Source organism: Pseudomonas solani (assembly GCF_026072635.1).
GTDB classification, from domain to species: Bacteria; Pseudomonadota; Gammaproteobacteria; order Pseudomonadales; family Pseudomonadaceae; genus Metapseudomonas; species Metapseudomonas solani.
In genome coordinates this window covers 3,680,613-3,704,913 of record NZ_AP023081.1, presented here as the reverse complement: position 1 = coordinate 3,704,913, position 24,301 = coordinate 3,680,613, and the positions used below count along the sequence as shown (strand labels likewise).

Below are 24,301 nucleotides of genomic sequence, written 5' to 3'. Positions count from 1 at the left end.
GCACGTTCGCAGCGGGAGGGCCAAGCGAAGCGGGAGATCGGCGCAGAGGTGCCATCGGGAAAAACCGATCGCGAATGACTTCGCCCCCACAGGAGAGGCGGCAATCCACAGGCAGGGACATGACCGCTGCGTAGGGTGGATGGCGCTTTATTCATCCACCAGCGATGCCCGGCATGACCTCGATTGGTGGACCGATGAAGCGTGGTCCACCCTACGCTGCGGGTACATCCGCGATAGGCCGGCGGCCTGGCATCGCGAATGAATTCGCTCCCACAGAAACAACGACGGATCACTCGCGGCGGTAATACTGCGTGGTGCCCTGCCCCGGAACCCGCTCGATGATCAGGCCGTTGGGGTATTCGGTGGTCTGGCGGATGCCGCCGCGCTGCTGGATGTCCTGGCTGCTGTAGCCGGAGCTGCTGCGGGTGGAGTTGATGTCGCTGGGCACGCGCTGCCCGCCGTACACGTCGTAGCGCTGGCTGCTTTCGTAGGTGTCGACGCTGCCGCTGGCGCCGGGGCTGACGTAGGTCTTGGGGATGACACGGATGGTCTGCTGCCCGTTCGGTTCGGCGGCCAGGGCGGGAATCGCGCCGCTCGCCACCAGGGCCAGCAGCGCACAACGGAAGAGCTTCATGGCCGTACCTCGCTGAGGGTTATGTGCCGATGATACGTCCGTTGGGCAACCGCCCCATGGCCGGGTTCGGGGCCATGGCGGGTTTCGGATCAATGGCGGGAAAGGCACGTTGGCCGGCATCCTCGGCCAAGGCTGAAGCCCGAGCTAGGCCCTGACTCCAGTCACCTCATCGGTGGCGCACCTGTACGAGATTCTCAGCGCCGGCGAGCGGGTGATCGCACCGGCGCGGCAGGCCGAACTGGATGCTCTGGTCGGATGGCTGTCGACCAACTGTAGGTTGGCGAAAAGTGATGATTGGAGCCGTTCACCAGGGGCTGAAATCGGCCAGGAGCGGACGGCCGTGATGGGCAGTCTTAGGCCCGAAATCCCGGGACGATGCTGCACGTACGAAAATCAAAAACCAAATGTGGTGACATCTTTCAGGCGCGCTATCCCAGCGGCGCTGTTTTTCTTCACGATCTAGCGCCGCACGCATTGATTTACATGATGTACAGATAACCATCATGGTCAATAACACTGCGAGCAAGGTAGTGGGTTTCGTTTTTATAAAAAACTCGGCCCCCGACTAACGAATAAAGTGCGGTGAAGTACTGCACCAAATTGATTGCGTAATTGCCTCGTGACGAGGAGTTGCAGTCGCCGTGAATATAGGGCGCGATACCGTCCATATGAAAGCCAACGTATAGGCAGTTGCCGGCCTCCTCGGCGAACATTAAACCCTTCGCCAGCTCCAGCGGAGCTTTCCGTTGTTCCGACCAATTGGGGAACTGTGCCGTCTCGTCACCACCTTGCCATTTGAGGCGCTCGCTGGTGAAAAAGGTGGCCAGGCGCTGGAAGTCTTTTTCTTCCGCTTTTACGTAGCGCTGCAGTTCTCGCAGCCAGGCGGTACGTACCAGTTTGTCTTTGATCCGGACTTTCAGAAGCATGCCTTCGCTGGTGATGTGGTTGGCGAAGAAGTAGCCCCAGTGGTCGGCTTCGTCCTTGGTTTTCTGATGGGCTTTGAGCAGTGCAAGCGCGCTGTCGGCGTCTTCATCGAAATGGCGCAACACCGGTTTGGTCATGCCGACCCACCATTGGAGCTTGGCTTCACGAGCATCTTCTTCCGGGTCTGAGCCGCCCTCCCACGCCACATAGGTGCTCCAGTAACTACAGCCATCGCTGGAGGCATATATGTCGATCATCGTTTCACTGGTTGCCAACGCCCAGAACGCCAATCCCGGCAAGCCGCCTAGCCAGTCCATGAAGGCTTCCGCTTCGTCGCCTTGGATATGCAGCCCATACAATCCTTTGCCGACCCTCACCTGTTGCACGTTGAGGTCGGTGAAAACGGCGGGTTGTGGATGGCCCCGGTCGCCGGCGAACGTTGCTTCTAACCCTTGTAAAAACGCGGCGGTAAACGTCCCGTTCAACCCTTTAAGCAACACCGCGAGCTGATTGTTATCGGACTTCAAGACGATATTGAGCGATGACTCGGACATGGGAATTCCTAGAGCTGGCTGGGTTGAGGATATGTTGTGAAAAAAGAGGGGCGCCCTGCCGAGAGGGAAAGACCTGAACAAGAAGGTCCGGCCAGTATGTGATCCATCACAATACAGCTCCTGGTCAAAACGGCGCTTCGTCCGAAGCGAGAGATAGCCCAAGCAGTGGGCTTACGACAGGCGCTTATCTTCAGTTTGGCGGTAGCCAAATGCAACGGCTGGCACAAGTTTGTGCGCAAAAAAGGCCACCGTTTTATTTTCCTAGTCTCAACGTCCGCTCTTGGTCGAAAGATGCCAGTCACGAGCAGCAGAGTCGTTAGATAGCCATTGGTTTGATTCACCCCCGCGATCCATCCGGCGACCACACCCTTGCCCTCCCACTCCCTCCTCCCTATCCTGCCCCGGCCACGGCAAATCCCGTGGCCGGGTTTGACAGCCCGTCATCAGGCGCGATTGCGCCGCAAGGTGCATGCGAGAAACGGCGAATGTTTCTTGCAGGCCTTTGCTCGCATGCAGTTTTCAACTGCACTGCTCTATGGCAGATCGCGCGGGGAGACCCTCGGGTCTGCCGGTTCCTGATGCCGGTCTGTCAACCCTGCGCGGTCTGCCACCCTTTGACTGACAGCGAACGGTGGCAGCTTCCTCACTCATCAGGAGCTTCACCATGAAAAACGCATTCACCCCCCTCGTTTTCTATCACCACCACCAACGCCTGCGCGCCGTGATGGTCGACAACCAGCCCTGGTTCGTCGCCCATGATTTCGCGCAGTTGATCGGCCTGGCCGATGCCCTGCCCTTGCTCCCTTCCTTGCAGCCTCACGAGCAGCACACCCTCTCCCTCCGCTACACCGACGACTTCCATGAAGAGGTGGTGGTGATCAGCGATATCGGCGCCTACCGGGCGCTGTTCCAGTTCGGCACGCCCAAGCACGGCGATCTGGGCCGCTGGGTGAACGAAGTGCTGGTGCCGACGCTGCATGACTACCACCGCACGCCCGATGCGGCGCCTACGCGTGAAACGCGGACCTACGAGGGCCGGCAGCTGGGTGTGGTGCGCTGGCAGGGAGAGCTGTGGGTGGCCTGGCGGGATTTGCCGCTGTTCATGGCCAGCGGCAAGGAGGTGTCGGCATGAGCACGGATATGCAGCAGCAACACCTGCATGACCTGCTGGAGCGCCTGGACTCACGGCTGAACGCGGTGCACATGATCGCGGCGATCATCCAGGACAACGCGGGCCGGCGCGAAGGCACTCCCGGCCCCTTTCTCAACGAAGTCCGCGAGGGTGCGCTGATGGATGTGATGGTGGATCTGTGCCACAGCAACCAACAGGACTTCTGGCAGCTGATGAAGATGGGCGCGCTGCCCCTCTGGACCAACTGACCCGGGCCTGGCCCCTCTCGGAATTGGGAGGGGCCTTTGGGGCAACGGCGTTGCCCTTGGGCGATTGAAATCGCCCCTACAAGGGGGTTGCGCGGCGCTCTACAGGTGGGGGCGAGGCGCTGCACCGGTAATTAGCCCGCGACCGATTGCCGCGCTTTGCGCAGGGCGCACCCGTGCCCCGCCAGAAACCACGCGCCTTGCGGGCCAGACGGCCATCGCGACCCATCTGATATGGTTTTTGCCCCATCACCTGAATCTGTTTCCAGTATCAGCCTCTCCCTATAGTCCGCCTCGCCGTCATAGCCCAAAAGGCCAGCATCATGAGCGAGATGATTCCCGTCAGGCAGGTAGAGGTCGTCCAACCGAGTCGCCCCGCCGCCGCCAGCAAGTCCCTTTATGCCTCCAGTGCCCCGATCCACACCCGCAGCTTCACCGGGCGGTTCCGCAACTTCCGCCTGCTCGGCGCCGGTCTGTTGTGCCTGCTGTTCTTCGGCACCCTCTGGTTCGACTGGGATGGCCGCCAGGCCGTGCTCTGGAGCCTGGAGGACAGCAAGTTCTATATCTTCGGCGCGACCTTCTGGCCGCAGGATTTCATCCTGCTGTCGGGGCTGCTGATCATCTGCGCCTTCGGGCTGTTCTTCATCACGGTGTTCGCCGGGCGCGTGTGGTGCGGCTACAGCTGCCCGCAGAGCGTGTGGACCTGGATGTTCATGTGGGTCGAGCAGCGCACCCAGGGCGACCGCAACCAGCGCATCAAGCTGGCCGCCGCACCCTGGGGCGTGGAGAAGGTGCTGCGCAACCTGGCCAAGCACGGCCTGTGGCTGGCCATCAGCCTGGCGACGGCTGTGACCTTCGTCGGCTACTTCACCCCGGTGCGTGAACTGGCCACCGAGATCGTGACCCTGCAGGCCGGCGGCATTTCGCTGTTCTGGGTGCTGTTCTTCACCGCCGCCACCTACGTGAACGCCGGCTGGATGCGTGAGCAGGTGTGTATTCACATGTGCCCCTATGCGCGCTTCCAGAGCGTGATGTTCGACAAGGACACGCTGATCGTTTCCTACGATGCCGCCCGGGGCGAGTCCCGCGGGGCGCGCAAGAAGGGGGTCGATCCGAAGGCCCAGGGCCTGGGCGATTGCATCGATTGCACGGTATGCGTGCAGGTGTGCCCCACCGGCATCGACATCCGCGATGGCCTGCAGATCGCCTGCATCGGCTGCGCGGCCTGCGTAGACGCCTGTGATTCGGTGATGGACAAGATGGGCTACGCCCGTGGCCTGGTGGGCTACAGCTCGGAACGCGCCCTGGAAGGTGGCCACACCCACCTGCTGCGCCCCCGCCTGATCGGCTACGCCACCGCCCTGGTGCTGATGATCGGCGCGTTCGGCTGGTTGCTGGCGGCGCGCTCGGAAATCTCCATGGACGTGATCAAGGACAGGGGCATGTTCCGCGAGAACGCCGCCGGCGAGATCGAGAACATCTACAACCTCAAGCTGATCAACAAGACCCAGCTCGCCCACCGCTACCGCCTGGAGCTGGCCGAGGGCGAGGGCCTGCGCCTGCAGGCACCGGCCGAGGTGAAGATCGAGGCGGGCGAGATCCTCGAGCTGCCGGTTTCGGTGGCCCAGGAAGACGACGCGCTGGGCGGTGGCTCCCGCGAGCTGGTGTTCCGCCTCACCAGCCTGGACGGCGATGCGGCCAGCGCCAGCGCCGACAGCACCTTCGTCAGCCCCCACCGTTGAGCATGGACGGCACCTGTGGCGGCGGCCCGACGCAGCGCTTAGAGTGGGCGGCCCAGGCCGCCCACCCGCAGGACAAGATGAAGCGCTACGAGAAATTCGCCGACGAGATCGCCGAGCTGATCCGCACCGGCGTGCTCGCACCGGGGGAGAAGGTACCCTCGGTGCGCCACGCCAGCCGCACCTACGGGGTCAGCGCCTCCACCGTGTTCCAGGCTTATTACCTGCTGGAGAGCCGTGGGCTGATCATCGCCCGTGCGCGCTCCGGTTACTTCGTCTGCCAGCACGTGCAGCGCCCGCTGCAGGAGCCGGAGGTGCCCGTCCGTGAGGCGGCCACCACCGAGGTGGACGTGAGCGAGCTGGTGTTCTCGGTGCTCAGCTCCATCAAGGACCCGGACACCGTGCCCTTCGGCTCGGCCTTCCCCAGCCCGGAACTGTTCCCCCTGCAACGCCTGGCGCGCTCCATGTCCCATGCGGTGCGGGAGATGGACCCGCGCTCCACCGTCTCCGACATGACCCCGGGCAACCATGGCCTGCGCCGGCAGATCGCCCTGCGCTATATGGTCGGCGGCCTGCCGCTGCCCATCGAGGAGCTGGTGATCACCAACGGCGCGCTTGAAGCGCTGAACCTGTGCCTGCAGGTGGTGACCCGCCCGGGCGACCTGGTGGCCATCGAGTCGCCGGCCTTCTATGCCAGCCTGCAGGTGCTGGAGCGGCTGAAGCTGAAGGCGGTGGAAATCCCCGTGCACCCGCGCGAGGGCATCGACCTGGAGGTGCTGGAACGCAGCCTCGAGCAGTTGCCGATCAAGGCCTGCTGGTTCATGAGCAACTTCCACAACCCCCTGGGCGCGAGCCTTACCGAAGCGCGCAAGCGACGCCTGGCCGAGCTGCTGAAGCAGTACCAGGTGCCGATGATCGAGGACGACGTCTACGCCGAGCTGTATTTCGGCCAGCAGGCGCCCAAGCCGGTGAAGGCCTTCGACAGCGAGGGCCTGGTGATGCATTGCAGTTCGTTCTCCAAGAGCCTGGCACCGGGTTACCGGGTGGGCTGGGTGGCGGGCGGGCGCTACGCCGGGGAGATCGAGCGGTTGAAGCTGATGACCAGCATCTCCGCCTCGGTGCCGGCCCAGGCCGCCATCGCCGACTACCTGCAGCACGGCGGCTACGACCGCCACCTGCGGCGCCTGCGCTATGCCCTGGAGAGCCAGCAGAACGCGATGCTGGCGGCCGTGGCACGCCACCTGCCGGAGCAGACCCGGGTCAGCCGGCCCGATGGCGGCTACTTCCTGTGGCTGGAGTTCCCCGCCCAGGTGGACTCGCTGCGCCTGTTCCAGCTGGCCCTGGCCCAGGGCATCAGCATCGCGCCCGGGCCGATCTTCTCGGCCACGCGAAGTTTCAGCAATTGCGCGCGCCTGAACTACGGCCACCCCTGGACGACACGCAGCGAACAGGCCATGGAAACACTCGGGCGAATCATCCGCAGCCTTTGAGTGTGCACCAGGGAAGTGCACGGCGAGTGCAACGAAAGTTGAACTCGTCGTGCGTTCGGCTTTCTATTCGATAGAGCTTCTGGTGAATTTCCCTATATACTTCGGCGCCCCTCCCCAAGTTCTCCGGTAATTCGCGCAAGGCGCGGCATACCTGGCTTGCGGCGGTGCGGCGAACGCGACCGGGATAGTCGTGAAGACAATGGAAGACGGCCATTCGGCCCAACTCCATGACAGGCGAAAGTTGCAGAAGGCCCCGCGCCTTCCATCGCCGGACACTCATTCAAGACCTCTATCAGACGAAGCGGATCACTACGTGACGAAAGACGAACTGCGCGCCGAACTCGAGCGCCAGGAAAAACGATTCAAGGATGTTTACGGCGGCGAAGTAACCACCTATGCCGCGCAACCGGACCCCGAGCGCAAGCCCTGGCGCAAACGCTCGAACTACCTGGACCAGGCCTTCGAGCGCGAGATCCAGAAGATCGAGAAAGAGCTCGGCCAGAACAGCTGAAACGATTTCGAACAATGCGTCGCGCAGCCCGGTTTTACTGGGCTGCGCTGCCATGCCGCAGTGCCATCAGGTACCGATCGGCAGTCGGGCGCTGGGCGCGGGCCGGATTTCTGGCATAATTCGCGCCCCCTAACCAGCCTGTCACTAAACCTTCATGTTCGATCTCTTCAGCGGGCTTGATGCCTGGCTGGTCGTGAGCCTGTTGCTCGCCCTGGCATTCGTCCTGACCTTCGAGTTCATCAACGGTTTCCATGACACCGCCAACGCGGTCGCCACGGTTATCTACACCAAGGCCATGTCGCCCTACCGCGCTGTGGTCCTCTCCGGCATCTTCAACTTCCTCGGCGTATTGCTGGGCGGCGTCGGCGTGGCGTATGCCATCGTCCACCTGCTGCCGGTGGAGCTGCTGATCAACGTCAACACCGGCCACGGTCTGGCCATGGTGTTCTCGTTGCTGGCGGCGGCCATCACCTGGAACCTCGGTACCTGGTACCTGGGCATCCCGGCGTCCAGCTCCCACACCCTGATCGGCTCGATCCTCGGCGTCGGCCTGGCCAACGCGATGATCACCGACCTGCCCCTGGGCGAAGGCGTGAACTGGGGCAAGGCCATCGATATCGGCCTGTCGCTGATCTTCTCCCCGGCCGCCGGCTTCATGGTCGCGGCGCTGCTGCTGCTGTCGCTGAAGTGGTTCTACCCGGCGTCGAAGATGCACAAGACCCCGGAGACCCGCAAGGAAGTCGACGACAAGAAGCACCCGCCCTTCTGGAACCGCCTGGTGCTGGTGCTTTCGGCCATGGCCGTGAGCTTCGTGCACGGTTCCAACGACGGCCAGAAAGGCATCGGCCTGATCATGCTGGTGCTGATCGGCATCGTCCCGGCCAAGTTCGTGCTCGACCTGAACAGCACCACCTACCAGATCGAACGCACCCGTGATGCCGCCACTCACCTGAGCCAGTTCTACCAGCGCCACACCGATACCCTCGGCGAGATGCTGGCCCTGGGCAAGGCAACTCCCAGCGAGATGCCCCAGGCGTTCCGCTGCGATCCCAAGCAGACCGAAGCGACCATCGACGGCTTGCTGACCAACCTCAAGGGCGTGGCCAGCTACAGCGACATGAGCGAGGAAACCCGCGTCGAGACCCGTCGCTACCTGCTCTGCCTGGACGACACCGCGAAGAAAGTGGGCAAGCTCTCCGAGCTGCCGGCCCGCGAGAAGGCGGACCTGGAGAAGCTGCGCAAGGACCTGACCGCCACCACCGAGTACGCGCCCTTCTGGGTGATCCTCGCGGTGGCCCTGGCCCTGGGCATCGGCACCATGGTCGGCTGGAAGCGCGTGGTACTGACCGTCGGCGAGAAGATCGGCAAGCAGGGCATGAGCTACGCCCAGGGCATGAGCGCGCAGATCACCGCCGCCGCCGCCATCGGCCTGGCCAACATCTACAGCCTGCCGGTGTCCACCACCCACGTGCTGTCCTCCGGCGTCGCCGGCACCATGGTCGCCAACAAGAGCGGCCTGCAGGGCGGCACGGTGCGCAACATCCTGCTGGCCTGGGTGCTGACCCTGCCCACCTCCATGGCCCTGGCCGCGGCGCTGTTCTGGCTCTCGACCAAGTTCATCGTCTGAGCCATGCAGCCATGAAAAAGGGCGCCTTCGGGCGCCCTTTTTCGTTGCGGCGAATCCGCAGTCAACGGCGCTTGCCACCCAGCAGCGACCCCATGAGCCCGCGCACCAGTTGCCGGCCCAACTGGTTGGCGGCCTGGCGCACGGCGGTTTTCATCGCCTGGCTGGCGAGGCTGCCCAGCAGTTCGCCGGCGGCACCGGCGAAACCGGACTCGGCCTCGGCGGGCGCGGCCTTGCCCTTGGTGGCCGGGGCGGCGGGCGCATCGGCGGCACGGGCGGTGAGGATTTCGTAGGCGGACTCGCGGTCGATGGGCTTGTCATAGCGCCCGGCTTGGGGCGAGCTGCGCACCAGCTCGGCACGCTCGGCCTCGCTCAGCGGCCCGATGCGCGATTGCGGCGGGGCGATGGCCACGCGCTGCACCATGGCCGGCGTGCCCTTCTCTTCCAGCGTGCCCACCAGGGCTTCGCCGATGCCCAGCTCGGTGAGCACGGCCAGGCTGTCGAACGCCGGGTTGGGGCGGAAGCCATCGGCGACCGCACGCAGGGACTTCTGCTCCTTGGCGGTGAAGGCGCGCAGCCCATGCTGGATGCGCAGGCCGAGCTGGGCGAGGACGGTATCCGGCAGGTCACTGGGGGATTGGGTGACGAAGTAGACGCCGACACCCTTGGAGCGGATCAGCCGCACCACCTGCTCCAGGCGTTCCTGCAACGCACGCGGGGTGTCGGCGAACAGCAGGTGCGCCTCGTCGAAGAACAGCGCCAGCACCGGTTTGTCGGCATCGCCGCGCTCGGGCAGTTGCTCGAACAGCTCGGCCAGCAGCCAGAGCAGGAAGGTGGCGTAGACCTTGGGCGCCTCGTGCACCAGGCGGCTGGCGTCCAGCAGGTGGATGCGGCCACGGCCGTCCCGGTCGGGGTGGAGGATGTCTTCCAGTTGCAGGGCCGGCTCGCCGAACAGGGCGTCGGCGCCCTGCTGTTCCAGGGTGGCCAGGCGCCGCAGCAGGGCCTGGGCGGAGGCGCCGGCGAACAGGGCACGGTCCTCGCCAAGCAGCTCGGGGTGGTCACGCAGGTGGTTGAGCAGGGCCTTGAGGTCCTTCAGGTCGAGCAGCAGCAGGCCTTCGCGGTCGGCCACCTGGAAGGCGGCATAGAGGGCCGCCTGCTGGCTGTCGGTGAGTTCCAGCAGGTTGCCCAGCAGCAGGGGGCCCATTTCGCTGAGTGTCGTACGAAGCGGGTGGCCGCTCTTGCCGGCCACGTCCCACAGCGTCACCGGATAGGCCTTGGGCTGGTGTCCGAGCCAGGGCATGGAGGCGATGCGTTCGGCGACCTTGCCCTGGGGCACGCCGGCGGCGCCTAGGCCGCAGAGATCACCCTTGATGTCGGCGGCGAACACAGCCCCCCCCGCGTCGCTGAAGGCTTCGGCGAGGCGTTGCAGGGTCACCGTCTTGCCGGTGCCGGTGGCCCCCGCCACCAGGCCGTGACGGTTGGCCAGGCGCAGTGCCTGGGCGATCGGCTGGCCGGAAGGGTCAGCGCCAAGAATTATCGAACTGGATGCAGGCATCTCGCCATCCTCAAGCTTTACTGGTTCTGTACCGACACAGTGTTCAACGCCGGATCCGTTAAGAAAAACCGGCGACCCGCCAAGACTGGTACCTGCATCAATCGGACGCAAGAAAACATGACCAAGAACCTGAAGTTCAGCCACAAGATCCTGTTGGCCGCCTCTCTGGTAGTGATAGCGGCGTTCTCGCTATTCACGCTCTACAACGATTACCTGCAACGGAATGCGATCCGAGACGACCTGGAGAGTTACCTGAAGGAAATGGGGGACGTGACCGCCAGCAACATCCAGAACTGGCTTTCGGGCCGGATCCTGCTGGTGGAGAACGTGGCGCAGAACATCTCCCGCCATGCCGAAGCCGAATCCGTGACCTCGCTGCTGGAACAGAAGGTGCTGGCCTCGACCTTCTCCTTCACCTACCTGGGCAGCGCCGACGGCACCTTCACCATGCGCCCGAACGATGCCATGCCCGAAGGCTACGACCCGCGCACCCGTCCCTGGTACAAGGACGCCATGGCCGCCGGCACCACCACCCTGACCGAACCCTATATCGACGCCGCCACCAGCACGCTGATCATGACCATCGCCACCCCCGCCGGAGACAAGGGCGTGGTGGGCGGCGACCTGAGCCTGCAGACGCTGCAGCAGATCGTCAATTCGCTGGACTTCCAGGGCATGGGCTACGCCTTCCTGGTCAGCGAGGACGGCACCATCCTGGTTCATCCGAACAAGGATTTCGTGATGAAGAAGCTGGCGGACATCTACCCCAGGAACACACCGCGCATCAGCCCCGAGTTCTCAGAGTCCGAGCTGGACGGCCAGGCGCGCATCCTCACCTTCGCCCCGATCAAGGGCCTGCCGACGGTGAAGTGGTACATCGGCCTGTCCATCGACAAGGCCGAGGCGTTCTCGATGCTGCGTGAGTTCCGCACCTCGGCGATCATCGTCACCGTCATCGCGGTGGTGATCATCATCGCCCTGCTGGGCATGCTGATCCGCGTGCTGATGCAGCCGCTGCTGCTGATGGGCCGCGCCATGCAGGACATCGCCCAGGGCGAGGGCGACCTGACCCGCCGCCTGGAAGTGCACTCCCAGGACGAATTCGGCGAGCTGGCGCAGTCCTTCAACCAGTTCGTCGAGCGCATCCACGCCTCCATCCGCGAGGTTTCCGCCACCACCCGCCAGGTCAACGAGGTGGCCAAGCTGGTGCTGTCGGCTTCCAACTCGTCGATGAGCAACTCCGACGAGCAGGCCCAGCGCACCAACAGCGTGGCCGCGGCGATCAACGAACTGGGCGCCGCCGCCCAGGAGATCGCCCGCAACGCCGCCGATGCCTCGCACCAGGCCTCCGATGCACGCAACCAGTCCGAGGACGGCCGCCAGGTGGTGGAGAAGACCATAGTCGCCATGAGCGACCTGTCCGGGAAGATCCGCGCCTCGTGCGGCAACATCGAGACGCTGAACAGCAAGACGGTGAACATCGGGCAGATCCTCGAGGTCATCAAGGGCATCTCCGAGCAAACCAACCTGCTGGCGCTCAACGCCGCCATCGAAGCCGCCCGTGCCGGTGAGGCCGGCCGTGGCTTCGCCGTGGTCGCTGACGAGGTGCGCAACCTCGCCCACCGCACCCAGGAGTCGGCGCAGGAAATCCAGAAGATGATCGAGGAGCTGCAGGTGGGCGCCCGCGAGGCGGTCAACACCATGACCGAGAGCCAGCGCTACAGCGAGGAGAGCGTGACCATCGCCAACCTGGCGGGCGAGCGCCTTTCCAGCGTCACCCAGCGCATCGGCGAGATCGACGGGATGAACCAGTCCGTGGCCACCGCCACCGAGGAACAGACCTCGGTGGTGGAATCACTGAACGTGGACATCAACGAGATCAACATGCTCAACCAGGAAGGCGTGGAAAACCTCCAGGCCACCCTGCGCGCCTGCGCCGACCTGGAACAGCAGGCCGCGCGCCTGAAGCACCTGGTGGACAGCTTCCGCATCTGAACCGTGCGGGAATGAAAAAGGCGCCTCAAGGCGCCTTTTTCGTTTCGTCGGCTTCGTCCTGGATCTGCTTCCAGAGGGCTTCGGCATCCGGGAAGTCGGTGCCGTCCTCCTCGTCCAGCGCCTCGGGGTCATAGCGCCGCACGCATCCCTCGCCGAGGGTGGGCGGGGCTTTCGAGGTCGCGCGGTCGAGAGGGTCGGACATGCTCAAGCTCCTAGGTCGGGCGGCCGGCGTCGTGCTGGGCGAAGGCCTTGATCGCGCGCAAGGCGTCACGACGACTGAGCACGCCCACCAGCACACCGCCTTCCACGACCGGCAAGGCCTCATGCTGCTCGCGCAGCAAGCGCTGGCAGACATCGACCACGTCCTCACCCGGGGAAACGCTCCCCGGCTGCGCCCGCATGCACGCGCCCACCACTCCCCCTACAGCATCGTAGTAGGCACCGGAAAGAATGCCGCGCAGGCAGTCGGACTCGGACAGAATGCCTAGCAGGTGGCCCTGGGCGTCGACCACCGGGGCACTGCTCAGGCGGTGCTCCAGCAAGCGCTCGATGGCCAGGAACAGGTCGGTGTCCGGCCGGAAGCTCACCTGGTGATGGGTCATGTAGTCACGAACCTGGACGGACTTGAGCATGGGATCGTTCCTTGTTCCTGTTACGCGATCAGTCGAAGACGACGGTCTTGTTGTCGTGCACCAGCACGCGGTCTTCCAGGTGATAGCGCAGGCCGCGCGCCAGCACCAGTTTCTCCACGTCCTTGCCCAGGCGCACCAGGTCTTCGATGTTGTCGCGGTGGCTGATGCGCACCACGTCCTGCTCGATGATCGGGCCGGCGTCCAGTTCCTCGGTGACGTAGTGGCAGGTGGCGCCGATCAGCTTCACGCCGCGCAGGGAGGCCTGGTGGTACGGCTTGGCGCCGATGAACGAGGGCAGGAAGCTGTGGTGGATGTTGATCACTTGGTGGCGGTACTTCTGGCACAGGTCCGGCGGGATGATCTGCATGTAGCGCGCCAGCACCACGTTGTCGGCCTTGTGCTCGTCGATCAGGCGCGAGACCTGCTCGAACGCCGGCTGCTTGTTCTTCGGGTCGACCGGGACGTGGAAGTAGGGGATGCCGTGCCACTCGACCATGCTGCGCAGGTCGTCGTGGTTGGCGATCACGCAGGGGATCTCGCAATCCAGCTCGCCGCTGTGCCAGCGGTGCAGCAGGTCGGCCAGGCAGTGGGACTCACGGCTGGCCATCAGCACCACGCGCTTCTTCACCGAGGAGTCGGTGATGCGCCATTCCATGGAGAACTCACGCGCGATGGGCGCGAACGCCTGGCGGAAGCCATCCAGGTCGAACGGCAGCGAATCGGCGCGAATCTCGTGACGCATGAAGAACCAACCACTCTGATTGTCGGAGTGATGGCTCGCCTCGGTGATCCAGCCGTTGTAAGTCGCCAGGAAATTACTGACCTTGGCTACGATGCCAACGCCGTCCGGGCAGGCGATCACCAGACGAAATGTGCGCATGGGGGAAACTCCAGAGACTTCGCAAAAGGCGGTCATTCTATCCACACGCCGTGAAAAGTTCAGCAGCTCCATTGAACTTCCCGTCGCCTCCGCGCCAGCCCGCAACTCCGGCGCCGTCACCGATGACGCACGCAAGTTCCAATCCTTGGTTAGGTCCGATTGTGAACAGGGATTAATTCAAACATCGGCTTATTCTAAAAATAATCCCGACAAAACTTTTCCTGCATGTTTACTTGTATTAACGCGCTGACTATTATTCCTGACACTCAGCCATCGCCAGCCATCACCATTTTCACAAGGGACTCAGACATGTCGCTGATCAACGAATACCGCGCTACCGAAGAAGCCATCAAAGAACTGCAAGAACGCCTGAAGAACCTGTCGCAAGACGACAAGCTGAAAAAAGAGCTGGAGTTCGAAGGCAAACTGCGCGCCCTGATGGGTGAATACCAGAAGTCCCTGCGCGATATCATCGCCCTGCTCGATCCGGACTCCAAAACTTCCAAGGCCCCGCGTGCTACCGCCAAGACTACTGGCAGCAAGCGTGCTCGCAAGGTCAAGCAATACAAGAACCCGCACACCGGTGAAGTTATCGAAACCAAAGGCGGCAACCACAAGACGCTGAAAGAGTGGAAAGCCAAGTGGGGCGCCGACACCGTTGAAGGTTGGGCCACCCTGCTGGGCTAATTGCCACGGGTTAAAAAAACGCCAGCATCAGCTGGCGTTTTTTATTGCCCGGCAAAACTCAAAGGCCATAGCGTTGACGCAATTGCGTGGCATGTTCGGACCAGGCCTGGAGGATCGCCAGCTGCGCCGGCGTGGCCGTGGCGCTGAGCTCCGCCATCGCCTGCTCGAAGCCCGCCAGTGTATTGGGCGCGCCCAGGGCCGGGTCACTCAGGCGGCCGCGGCAGAACGCGATCCATTTATCCCGCTCGGCGGGGGATAACGTGTCCGGGAAGTTTCTCGCGCGGTAACGGAACAGCAATTCCGGCAACCGCACATCATCGAACGGCCAGGGTTCCTGGGCCAAACGAAGCGGCTCGGCATTCCGTACTTGTTCGCACAGCCGCCGATCACGGTCACCGATAAAACCATCATAGAGTTGCTGCTCCGGATCTTCGGTTCCGGGGAAAGCTTCCTCTGCATAAATGGCGGGCAACTTGTCCTGCCATTGCCCACGCAACTCGGCAAGTTGCCGGGCGCTTTCCTGGACGGCGGCCAAGTCCACGTGCAGGCGTTGCTGGTCCGCCGGCCGCAATACACTCAAGGGCGCCACTACCGGGCAACGATTGATATGCAGGAGTTTCAACGGAACCGGTATTTCACCTTCGGCCAGCTCATCACGCCGTGTATAGAGGCGGCGGCGCAGAGTTTCAGCATCCTGATCCAGCAACGGCGATACATCGGATAACAGGTCGCAGACGATCAATGCATTGCGGTTCTTCGGGTGCCAGGCCAGTGGCACTACCACGGAGAAATAATGCCGCGCCGCCGAAAAGCGGCCCGATATATGTACCAGCGGCTGCAACAGGCGAATCTGTTCCTGCACCTTGTGCTTGCTGCGCAACTGGAAGAGGAAGTCATACAACCGTGGCTGGCGATCACGCACCAGCCGCGCCAGGGCAATGGTCGCGCGCACGTCGGCCAGCGCCTCGTGGGCCTGGCCATGGTCGATGCCGTTGGCGGTGGTCAGGCGCTCCAGGCGCAGCGACACCCGCCCCTCCTCGGTGGGCCACTCGAGGCCCTCCGGGCGCAGCGCGTAGGCGGTGCGCAGGGTGTCGATGAGGTCCCAGCGGCTGTTGCCGCCCTGCCACTCCCGCGCATAGGGGTCGTGGAAGTTGCGGTAGAAGCTGTAGCGGGTCACTTCGTCGTCGAAGCGCAGGGTGTTGTAGCCGGCGCCGCAGGTGCCCGGGCGGGACAGCTCGGCGTGCACGCGGGTGATGAACTCGCCTTCGTCCAGCCCCTTCTCGCGCAGGGTCTGCGGCAGGATGCCGGTGACCAGGCAGGCCGCCGGGTGGGGAAGGATGTCGTCGCTGGGCCGGCAATAGATGTTCAACGGCTGCTCGATTTCGTTGAGCGCCTCGTCCGTGCGAATGCCCGCCACCTGGATGGCGCGGTCGCTGCGGGGGTTGATGCCGGTGGTTTCGTAGTCGTACCAAAAGATGCTGGAAGTCACGTTGCCTCCTATGGCCAAGGGGCCGGAGTCTATCACCCGACGGCGCGCGACCACCGACCACCAATACGCGAAACAGTGACGCAGCCGATTGAATTCGTCGCACCGACACCCGAAAATATCGCGCTCGCGCCATGCCCGACCCGGGCCCGCGCCTCCTGCACCGACTCACAAGGAAGCGACCATGCAAGGCATACCCGAAAACCCCTATTCCGCGCCCCAGAGCGCCCTGGTCGAAACCGTCGACAACGGCGCCCTGAGCATCGAAGCCGCCCTGGCCCGTGGCTACGACTTCAACATCGGCGACGTGATCAACGAATCCTGGCAGCGGGTCAAAGGCTCCAAGGGCATGATCGTCTGCGGCATGATCATCTACGGTGTCGCCAGCCAGATTCTGGCCACACTGCTCGGCCTGGTCCTGGGCTTCATCGGCGGCATGGCCGGTGAACTCGCCGCCACGGTGCTGTCCTTCATCGGCGGCGTCATCGGCTCCGGCCTCTGCGCCACGGTTCTCGGCGGCATCTACCTGCTGGGCATCCGCCAGGCTGCTGGCCAGCCACTGAACTTCAACGAGCTGTTCAGCAACTTCAACCTGTTCGTGCCGCTGTTCATCCTCAATATCCTGATGGCGGTGCTGATCTACATCGGCTTCCTGCTGCTGCTCATCCCCGGCTTCTACCTGGCCATCGCCTATATGCTCGCCCTCCCCCTGGCGATGGAGCGCAAGCTGTCGCCCTGGGAAGCCCTGGAAGCCTCGCGCAAGGCCATCACCCAGCGCTGGTTCAAGGTCTTCGGCCTGATGTTGGTGCTGTCGCTGATCATGATGGTCAGTGCGATTCCGCTGGGCATCGGCCTGATCTGGACCTTCCCGATGTTCATCATCGCCGTGGGCATCCTCTATCGCACCATCTTCGGCGTGCTGCCCCCGCCGCAGTGAGCCCGCCGTGCCGACCCGCCCAGCGGCGGGTCGGTTGCCTCGCCAAGTGATGCTCCGCTAGCATCGTGGTTTCCCCAACGCAGTCGACCCATGACATCGACGTCCCGCAGCACCAGCCCATACGGAAATGAGCAGGGTCAGTCCGCCCCCCTGGACACCCGCTACCAGGTGGAAACGCCCGAGGGCATCGACCTCGTGCTGCGCCCCGCCAGCCTCCTGCCCCGCGCCCTGGCCTATACTGTGGACCTGCTGATCCGCGGCATCCTGCTACTGGTGCTCTACTCGGTGTTCCTCCTGCTCGGGCAGTTCGGCATGGGCCTGGGCCTGATCGTCACCTTCCTCGTCACCTGGTGGTACATGGTGCTGTTCGAGGTGCTCAACCAGGGCCGCTCCCCCGGCAAGCAGCTGATGGGGCTGCGCGTAGTCCACGACGACGGCACGCCGGTGGGCTGGTCCTCGTCCCTGGTGCGCAACCTGCTGCGCTTCGTCGACATCCTGCCCTTCGGCTACGCCCTGGGCATCATCAGCACCCTGACGCACCCCGCCTTCAAGCGCCTCGGCGACCTCGCCGCCGGCACCCTGGTGGTCTACCGCGAAGACAAACCCTCGCGCCCGCAACTGCCGGACGCCGAGCCCCAGCGTGCGCCCTTCATCCTGAGCCTCGCCGAGCAGCGCGCCATCCTCGGTTATGCCGAGCGCCAGGGCGGCCTCTCCAGCGGGCGCCGCGCCGAGCTGGCGGGCATCCTCGCCGAGCCGCTGGAAGTCCCGGCCGAGCAGGCCGAGGCCCGCCTCAACGGCATCGCCAGGAGCCTACTGGGAAGCCCATGAAACAAAGCCTTTTCGAACGTCGCCACCAGGCCGACTGGGAACGCTTCGGCGCCCAGCTCGACGCCCTGGAGCGCGGCAAGGCCGACGCCAAGTCCTGCGAGGGCTTCGCCGCCGACTACCGCCACCTCTGCCAGCAACTGGCCCTCGCCCAGGAGCGCGGCTACAGCAGCCATCTGATCGACCAGCTGCAGCAACTGGCCATGCGTGGCCACCAGCAGTTCTACCGCCACCGCAGCCACCTCGGCGCGCAGATCGTCGGCTTCGTGCTCGGCGGCTTCCCGCGCCTGGTGCGCGAGCAGTGGCGCAGCATCCTCATCGCCAGCCTGCTGTTCTACGTGAGCCTGGCGGTAATGGGCGTGCTGGTGCACCAGTTCCCCGACCTGGTCTACAGCGTGGTGCCGCCGGACCAGGTGGCCGAGATGGAATCCATGTACGAGCCCGACGCCCACCGCATCGGCGCCAGCGAGCGCGACTCCGGCGATGACTGGATGATGTTCGGCCACTACATCATGAACAACATCGGCATCGCCTTTCAGACCTACGCCAGCGGCCTGCTCTTCGGCCTCGGCAGCCTGTTCTTCCTGTTCTTCAACGGCCTGATGATCGGCGCCGTGGCCGGGCACCTGACCCAGGTCGGCTACGGCGAGACCTTCTGGTCCTTCGTCATCGGCCACGGCTCCTTCGAGCTCACCGCCATCACCTTCGCCGGTGCCGCCGGCCTGCAGCTGGGCTGGGCGCTGCTCGCCCCCGGGCGGATGACCCGCGCCGAATCCCTGCGCCTGGCCGCCACCCACAGCGTCAAACTCATTGCCGGCGCCATGCTGATGCTCCTGATCGCCGCGTTCATCGAGGCCTACTGGTCGTCCATGACCTTCACCACGCCCAAGGTGAAGTACATCGTGGGTGCCAGCCTGTGGCTGCTGCTCGGCAGCTATTTCTGCTTCGCCGGTCGGAGTCGCCATGCGCCTGACTGATGCCAGCGTCGCCATCCGCCCGCGCAGCGCCTGGGAAGCCATGGACCTCGGTGTGCTGCTCGCCCGACGCCACATGGGCCTGCTCATGGCCAGCTGGGCGCTGGTCACCCTGCCGGTGTTCCTGCTGCTGTGCCTGGTGCTGTGGAACTACTCCGGCTGGGCGATCTTCATCTTCTGGCTGCTCAAGCCCGCCTTCGAGCGCCTGCCGCTGTACATCCTTTCCCGCGCGCTGTTCGGCGACACGCCAACGCTCAAGGAAGCGCTCAAGGCCTTCCCGCGCCTGCTCAAGCCGCAGTTGATCGCCAGCCTCACCTGGCGCCGCTTCAGCCCCACACGCAGCTTCGACCTGCCGGTGATGCAGCTGGAAGGCCTCTCCGGCGCGGCGCGCAGCCAGCGCCTGGTGGTGCTCGGCCAGCGCGATGCCGGTGGCGCCACCTGGCTCACCATCATCGGCATGCACCTGGAAACGGCGCTGTGGATGGGCCTGATCACCCTGCTCTACCTGATGCTGCCGCAGCAGGTGGTGGCCGACTGGGACTGGCAGAAACTGCTGCAACAGGCCGAAGGCGACTGGGTATGGCTGGAGCACCTGTCCAACAGCCTGTACTTCTTCGTGCTGATGATCTGGGAGCCGGTCTACGTGGCCTGCGGCTTCACCCTCTACCTGAACCGCCGCACCGCCCTGGAAGCCTGGGACATCGAACTGGTGTTCCGCCGCCTGCGCCAACGCCTCACCGGCCTCGCCTACGCCCTGGTGCTGGGCATGGGCGTGCTCCTGGTCACCGCCCTGCCCGCCCAGCCGGTGCTGGCCGACGAAACCGCCAGCAGCTGCCCGATCCCGGTGGAAGACCCCGACGGCCCCGACGCCCCGCGTCTTCTCCACCAGGAGCTGACCAGCCAGGCCTCCAGCGAAAGCATCGCCAAGCTGCTGGACGAGCCGCCCTTCGAGAACCGCGAGACGGTGACCCGCTGGCGCTTCCCGGATGCCGAGGCCAAGGACAAGAAGAAAGAAGAACTCTCCAAGGAAGACGCGGAAAGCCTCACCGACTTCATCAAGGGCCTGTTCAAGCTGGCCGAGCTGTGGAACAGCACCAGTTGGCTGGCGCTGGTGATCAAGGTGCTGCTGTGGGGTCTGCTGTTCAGCCTCATCGCCCTGATCATCTGGCGCTACCGTGAATGGCTCGCCACCTTCGCCGGCAATATCGGCTTGCCGAAACGCCGGCGCCGCGAGGCACCGCTGCAGCTGTTCGGCCTGGAGGTGGCCCCCGAGACCCTGCCCGACGACGTCGCCAGCGAAGCCGAACGGCTCTGGGCCGAGCACCCGCGCGAGGCCCTCGGCCTGCTCTACCGTGCCCTGCTCAGCCACCTGCTCCACGATTTCCGCCTGCCGCTCAAGGGCTCCCACACCGAAGGCGAAGTGCTGCGCATGGTGCAGAACCTGCAGCGTGAAGAGCTGGGACGCTTCGCCCAGGTCCTCACCCGCCACTGGCAGAACCTCGCCTACGGCCACCAGCTGCCACCGGAGAGCCTCAAGCGTGGCCTCTGTGAAGGCTGGCGCCGCCTGGTCGCCACGGGAGCCAGCGCATGAGCCGTCGTGGAGGTTTCATCTTCGGTGCCCTGCTCTTCCTGCTGCTGGGCCTGTTCCTCATCTGGCTGCTGAACAAGATCGAGCCCTATCAGGAAACCATCGCCCACGGGGCTTCGCCCGAGGCGCGCAGCAACATCTACCTCGCCGCCGAGAGCTACCTGCGCAAGCAGGGCCTGACGGTGGCGCACGCCGATGGCCTGGAAGTGCTCAACGACCTGCCCGCCGCCGGCCACACCCTGTTGCTGCTGGCCGACCGCAGCCGCATGACCCCGCGCCAGGCCGACCGCGTGCTGGACTGGGCAGCCAAGGGCGGCCACCTGCTGTTCGTCGCCGAAGCCCTCTACGACGAGGACGACGGCAAGAGCGGTGACCTGCTGCTGGACCGCCTCGGCGTGCAGCAGTACGAGAGCGAGGACCTCGACGAAGAGGACAGCGAGGACGCCGAGCAGAGCGAAGCGACCGAGAGCGAGGAAGACGCCGCCACCGAGGAGGACGTCGAAAGCGACGCGGCCGAGGATGACCCGCAACAGGCCCAGGGCGAGGAAGAAGCCCCGGCCGAGGCCGACGCAGAGCCCGAGGACGAAGACCGCTACCCCGAGCTGACCAAGCTCTACCTGGAAAACGAGGACGCGCCGGCCTACATCGACTTCGACACCGGCTTCCACCTCTACGACAGCGCAGACCGCGCGCACGCCTGGGCCAACAGCGGCAACGCCACCCACATGCTGCAGATGAACCATGGCGACGGCCTGGTCACCGTGCTCACCGACAGCTGGATCTGGCAGAACAACAACATCGCCAGCCACGACAATGCCTGGCTGCTCTGGTACCTGACCCAGGACACCAGCGTGACCCTGCTCTACCGCGCCGAGCGCGATGACCTGCCCGCCCTGCTGCTGCGCAACTTCCCCGAAGCGCTGGCGGCCCTGGCCCTGCTCATCGCCCTGGTGCTGTGGCACGTCGGCCGTCGCCAGGGGCCGCAACTGGCACCGGCCAGCCGCTCGCGCCGCCAGCTGGAAGAACACCTGCGCGCCAGCGCCGACTTCCTCATGCGGCGCAGCGGCAAGCAGGTGCTGCTGCAAGGCCTGCAGCGCGACATCCTGCGTCGCGCGCGGCGCCGTCACCCCGGTTTCGAACGACTCGCCGTGGCCGAGCAATGGCAGGTGCTCAGCCGCCTGACCCGCATGCCCACCGCCGCCATCAGCCAGGCCATGCGGCCGCTGCCCAAGCAGCGCCTCAGCGCCTCCGAATTCACCCGCCAGGTCGCCCACCTGCAAAGCCTCAGGAATGCCCTATGAGCGAACAGACGCCCGATCAGCCGATCAACGATGAAGCCGAAGGCCTGAACCTGGACCTTTCCGACGTCACCCCCGAAGCCCCGGCCCCCGTAGCCGCTGCCGTGCAGCCCAGCGAGCCCGCCCAGGCGCCGGCCGCCCCTGCCGCGCCCTCGGCAGCCAGCAGCCAGCGCCAGCGCGCCAGCCAGCTGGCCCAGGCCCTGCGCCAGGAACTGCAGAAGGCCGTGGTCGGCCAGACCGCCGTCATCGACGACGTGCTCACCGCCCTGATCGGCGCCGGCCACGTGCTGGTGGAAGGCGTGCCGGGCCTGGGCAAGACCCTGCTGGTCCGCGCCCTGGCGCGCTGCTTCGGCGGCGAGTTCTCGCGCATCCAGTTCACCCCGGACCTGATGCCCAGCGACGTCACCGGCCACGCCGTGTACGACATGCAAAGCGAGCAGTTCAAGCTGCGCAAGGGCCCGGTGTTCACCAACCTGCTGCTGGCGGACGAAATCAACCGCGCCCCGGCCAAGACCCAGGCCGCGCTGCTGGAAGTGATGCAGGAGCGCCAGGTCACCCTCGAAGGCCGCGCCCTGCCGGTGCCGCTGCCCTTCCTGGTCATGGCCACCCAGAACCCCATCGAGCAGGAAGGCACCTACCCGCTGCCGGAAGCCGAGCTCGACCGCTTCATGCTCAAGCTGCGCATGGACTACCCCGAGGCCAACGAAGAGCTCGCCCTGGTGCGCCAGGTGACCCGCTCCGCCCGTGCCGACATGCTGGAGGTGGCGCCCCTGCGCACCCTGCTGCAAGCCAAGGACGTGCAGGCCCTGCAGCGCATCGCCAGCGAACTGCCCATGGACGACCAGGTGCTCGACTACGCCGTGCGCCTGGCCCGTGCCACCCGCACCTGGCCGGGCCTGGCCCTGGGTGCCGGCCCGCGCGCCTCCATCGCCCTGGTCCGTGGCGGTCGCGCCCGCGCCCTGCTGCGCGGCGGCGACTTCGTGCTGCCCGATGACGTGAAGAGCTGCGCCCTGGCAGTGCTGCGCCACCGCGTACGGCTGTCGCCAGAGCTGGATATCGAAGGCCAGTCCGTGGACCAGGTCCTGCAACAACTGCTGGAACAGGTGCCGGCGCCGCGCCTATGAAACCATCGCGCATCCTGCTCGGCCTGATCGCCGGCCTGCTGGCCATGGCGCTGGTCCTGGGCACCCTGCACGCCCTTGGCACCAAGCTGCCGGAACAGCTGCGCCTGCTCTGGTGGGGGCTGCTCTGCGCCCTCGCCCTGCTCGCCGTGCTCGATGCGCTGTGGCTGCGCCGCCTGCCTTCACCCGCGCTGGAACGCCAGCTGCCGGGCAACCTGTCCCTGGGCCGCTGGGGCGAGGTGCGCCTGCGCGTGCACCATGCCTTCACCCGCGCCCTGCAGCTCAAGGTCTTCGACCATGTGCCGGCGGGGATGGACACCGAGTTCCTGCCGCAATCCGTGGCCCTGCACCCGGGCGAGGTCACCGAGTTCGGCTACCGCGTGCGCCCGCTGCAGCGCGGCCGCTTCGCCTTCCCCCTGTGCGAGGTGGAGCTGCCCAGCCCCCTGGGCCTGTGGGGCCAGCGCCGCTACCTCGACCTGCCGGGCGAGACCCGCGTCTACCCGGACTTCGCCCGCCTCTACGGCGCCCAACTGATGGCGGTGGACGACTGGCTCAGCCAGCTCGGCGTGCGCCAGCGTCCGCGTCGCGGCCTGGGCCTGGAGTTCCACCAGCTGCGTGAATTCCGCGATGGCGACACCCTGCGCCAGATCGACTGGAAGGCCACCGCGCGCAAGCGCACGCCCATCGCCCGTGAATACCAGGACGAGCGCGACCAGCAGATCGTCTTCATGCTCGACTGCGGCCGCCGCATGCGCAGCCAGGACGGCGACCTCTCGCACTTCGACCACGCCCTCAACGCCAGCCTGCTGCTCAGCTACGTGGCCCTGCGCCAGGGCGACGCGGTGGGCCTCAGCACCTTCGCCGGCGACCAGCAGCGCTACCTCGCGCCGGTCAAGGGCCCGGCCCAGTTGAGCGTATTGCTCAACGCCGTCTACGACCTCGAGAGCACCCAGCGCCCGGCCGACTTCGGCGCCGCCATCGACGCCCTGCTGGCACGCCAGCGCCGCCGCGCCCTGGTGGTGCTGGTGACCAACCTGCGCGATGAAGACGACGATGAGCTACTGGCCGCGGTCAAGCGCCTCGGTCGCCATCACCGGGTGCTGATCGCCAGCCTGCGGGAAGAAGTGCTGGACGCCCTGCGCCAGGAGCCGGTGCAAGGCTTCGAGCAGGCGCTGTCCTACTGCGGCACGGTGGACTACCTCAACGCCCGCGCCAGCCTGCACGAACGCCTGGCTGCCCACGACGTCCCGGTGCTCGACTGCCGCCCCGGCGAACTCGGCCCCGAGCTGGTGGGCCGCTACCTGGCCTGGAAAAAGGCCGGCGTGCTCTAACCCCATCGGGGCACAACCGTACCCGTATGCTTGATTCCCGGGCTGAAGCCCGGGCTACGGGAGTCAATGCCCGAGCAAGAAACCGGAACCACGTGGCGGCTTGGCCGCCATGATGGGTTTCGCTTCGCTCTACCCATCC

22 protein-coding genes and 1 pseudogene are annotated in these 24,301 nt (G+C 65.3%); 16 read left to right on the top strand and 7 right to left on the bottom strand.

The window, feature by feature from the left end; genetic code table 11:
• Window positions 1-289 precede the first annotated feature (289 nt).
• The gene (locus tag PSm6_RS16855; RefSeq protein ID WP_021218035.1) at window positions 290-634 is read right to left on the bottom strand and encodes a hypothetical protein; all 345 of its coding nucleotides are present in this window, start codon (window positions 632-634) and stop codon (window positions 290-292) included.
• A 479-nt stretch (window positions 635-1,113) separates the two neighbouring features.
• Window positions 1,114-2,112 carry a hypothetical protein gene (locus PSm6_RS16850; RefSeq protein ID WP_021218036.1) on the bottom strand — a complete coding sequence of 333 codons (999 nt, stop codon included), beginning with the start codon at window positions 2,110-2,112 and terminating at the stop codon, window positions 1,114-1,116.
• A gap of 664 nt (window positions 2,113-2,776) precedes the next feature.
• Here PSm6_RS16850 and PSm6_RS16845 point away from each other — a divergent pair.
• The 6 genes from PSm6_RS16845 (at window position 2,777) to PSm6_RS16820 (ending at window position 8,856) form a co-directional block, all read left to right on the top strand.
• A complete protein-coding gene (locus tag PSm6_RS16845; RefSeq protein WP_265167813.1) occupies window positions 2,777-3,244 on the top strand; it encodes a BRO-N domain-containing protein in 468 nt (155 codons plus the stop codon).
• Window positions 3,241-3,492, top strand: a complete 252-nt coding sequence (locus PSm6_RS16840; RefSeq protein ID WP_021218039.1) for a hypothetical protein — start codon at window positions 3,241-3,243, stop codon at window positions 3,490-3,492. Before PSm6_RS16845 ends, PSm6_RS16840 begins: the two co-directional genes overlap by 4 nt.
• A 320-nt stretch (window positions 3,493-3,812) precedes the next feature.
• Window positions 3,813-5,231: a cytochrome c oxidase accessory protein CcoG gene (gene ccoG / locus PSm6_RS16835; RefSeq protein WP_043242537.1), complete on the top strand. Its 1,419-nt coding sequence runs from the start codon at window positions 3,813-3,815 to the stop codon at window positions 5,229-5,231.
• A gap of 77 nt (window positions 5,232-5,308) precedes the next feature.
• A complete protein-coding gene (gene mapR / locus PSm6_RS16830) occupies window positions 5,309-6,718 on the top strand; it encodes a GntR family transcriptional regulator MpaR (RefSeq protein WP_184492158.1) in 1,410 nt (469 codons plus the stop codon).
• Between the two features lie 313 nt (window positions 6,719-7,031).
• Window positions 7,032-7,229: a hypothetical protein gene (locus PSm6_RS16825; RefSeq protein WP_021218042.1), complete on the top strand. Its 198-nt coding sequence runs from the start codon at window positions 7,032-7,034 to the stop codon at window positions 7,227-7,229.
• Between the two features lie 154 nt (window positions 7,230-7,383).
• A complete protein-coding gene (locus PSm6_RS16820) occupies window positions 7,384-8,856 on the top strand; it encodes an inorganic phosphate transporter (RefSeq protein ID WP_043242535.1) in 1,473 nt (490 codons plus the stop codon).
• A gap of 61 nt (window positions 8,857-8,917) precedes the next feature.
• On the opposite strand, the gene PSm6_RS16815 is transcribed toward PSm6_RS16820, so the two are convergent.
• Complete coding sequence (locus PSm6_RS16815) at window positions 8,918-10,408, bottom strand: helicase HerA-like domain-containing protein (RefSeq protein ID WP_265167812.1); 1,491 nt, start codon at window positions 10,406-10,408, stop codon at window positions 8,918-8,920.
• Window positions 10,409-10,525: 117 nt separating this feature from the next.
• Here PSm6_RS16815 and PSm6_RS30535 point away from each other — a divergent pair.
• Both PSm6_RS30535 and PSm6_RS30530 read left to right on the top strand, forming a co-directional pair.
• A pseudogene (locus PSm6_RS30535) lies at window positions 10,526-11,548 on the top strand (HAMP domain-containing protein); the annotation flags it as partial.
• 90 nt (window positions 11,549-11,638) lie between these two features.
• Complete coding sequence (locus tag PSm6_RS30530) at window positions 11,639-12,403, top strand: methyl-accepting chemotaxis protein (RefSeq protein WP_371877133.1); 765 nt, start codon at window positions 11,639-11,641, stop codon at window positions 12,401-12,403.
• Window positions 12,404-12,428: 25 nt separating this feature from the next.
• Here PSm6_RS30530 and PSm6_RS16805 read toward each other — a convergent pair whose 3' ends face one another.
• The 3 genes from PSm6_RS16805 to purU are packed head-to-tail and all read right to left on the bottom strand — an operon-like array spanning window position 12,429 to window position 13,915.
• Entirely contained in the window at window positions 12,429-12,605 is a 177-nt protein-coding gene (locus tag PSm6_RS16805; RefSeq protein ID WP_021218046.1) for a hypothetical protein, read from the bottom strand.
• Between the two features lie 10 nt (window positions 12,606-12,615).
• On the bottom strand, window positions 12,616-13,035 hold the full coding sequence (locus PSm6_RS16800; RefSeq protein ID WP_043242527.1) for a CBS domain-containing protein: 420 nt from the start codon (window positions 13,033-13,035) through the stop codon (window positions 12,616-12,618).
• 28 nt (window positions 13,036-13,063) lie between these two features.
• Entirely contained in the window at window positions 13,064-13,915 is an 852-nt protein-coding gene (gene purU / locus PSm6_RS16795; protein ID WP_021218048.1) for a formyltetrahydrofolate deformylase, read from the bottom strand.
• 309 nt (window positions 13,916-14,224) lie between these two features.
• Between purU and mvaT the strand changes: the two genes are divergently transcribed.
• Window positions 14,225-14,602, top strand: a complete 378-nt coding sequence (mvaT, locus tag PSm6_RS16790; RefSeq protein WP_043242525.1) for a histone-like nucleoid-structuring protein MvaT — start codon at window positions 14,225-14,227, stop codon at window positions 14,600-14,602.
• Between the two features lie 58 nt (window positions 14,603-14,660).
• On the opposite strand, the gene sbcB is transcribed toward mvaT, so the two are convergent.
• Window positions 14,661-16,091, bottom strand: coding sequence for an exodeoxyribonuclease I (gene sbcB / locus PSm6_RS16785; protein ID WP_043242523.1), 1,431 nt, complete (start codon window positions 16,089-16,091; stop codon window positions 14,661-14,663).
• Window positions 16,092-16,272: 181 nt separating this feature from the next.
• On the opposite strand from sbcB, the gene PSm6_RS16780 reads away from it, so the two are divergent.
• From PSm6_RS16780 to PSm6_RS16750, 7 genes are all read left to right on the top strand, one after another.
• Window positions 16,273-17,025 carry an integral membrane protein gene (locus PSm6_RS16780; protein ID WP_043242520.1) on the top strand — a complete coding sequence of 251 codons (753 nt, stop codon included), beginning with the start codon at window positions 16,273-16,275 and terminating at the stop codon, window positions 17,023-17,025.
• A 90-nt stretch (window positions 17,026-17,115) separates the two neighbouring features.
• On the top strand, window positions 17,116-17,853 hold the full coding sequence (locus PSm6_RS16775) for an RDD family protein (protein ID WP_021218052.1): 738 nt from the start codon (window positions 17,116-17,118) through the stop codon (window positions 17,851-17,853).
• Window positions 17,850-18,827, top strand: a complete 978-nt coding sequence (locus tag PSm6_RS16770) for a stage II sporulation protein M (RefSeq protein WP_265167806.1) — start codon at window positions 17,850-17,852, stop codon at window positions 18,825-18,827. Before PSm6_RS16775 ends, PSm6_RS16770 begins: the two co-directional genes overlap by 4 nt.
• Window positions 18,814-20,415: a DUF4129 domain-containing protein gene (locus PSm6_RS16765; protein ID WP_021218054.1), complete on the top strand. Its 1,602-nt coding sequence runs from the start codon at window positions 18,814-18,816 to the stop codon at window positions 20,413-20,415. Before PSm6_RS16770 ends, PSm6_RS16765 begins: the two co-directional genes overlap by 14 nt.
• Window positions 20,412-21,713 (top strand): DUF4350 domain-containing protein, encoded by a 1,302-nt coding sequence (locus PSm6_RS16760; RefSeq protein ID WP_265167804.1) that lies wholly within the window; start codon window positions 20,412-20,414, stop codon window positions 21,711-21,713. The genes PSm6_RS16765 and PSm6_RS16760 overlap by 4 nt, the downstream gene beginning before the upstream one ends.
• Window positions 21,710-22,834, top strand: coding sequence for an AAA family ATPase (locus PSm6_RS16755; RefSeq protein ID WP_021218056.1), 1,125 nt, complete (start codon window positions 21,710-21,712; stop codon window positions 22,832-22,834). Before PSm6_RS16760 ends, PSm6_RS16755 begins: the two co-directional genes overlap by 4 nt.
• Window positions 22,831-24,162: a DUF58 domain-containing protein gene (locus tag PSm6_RS16750; protein ID WP_265167801.1), complete on the top strand. Its 1,332-nt coding sequence runs from the start codon at window positions 22,831-22,833 to the stop codon at window positions 24,160-24,162. The genes PSm6_RS16755 and PSm6_RS16750 overlap by 4 nt, the downstream gene beginning before the upstream one ends.
• Window positions 24,163-24,301: the final 139 nt, after the last annotated feature.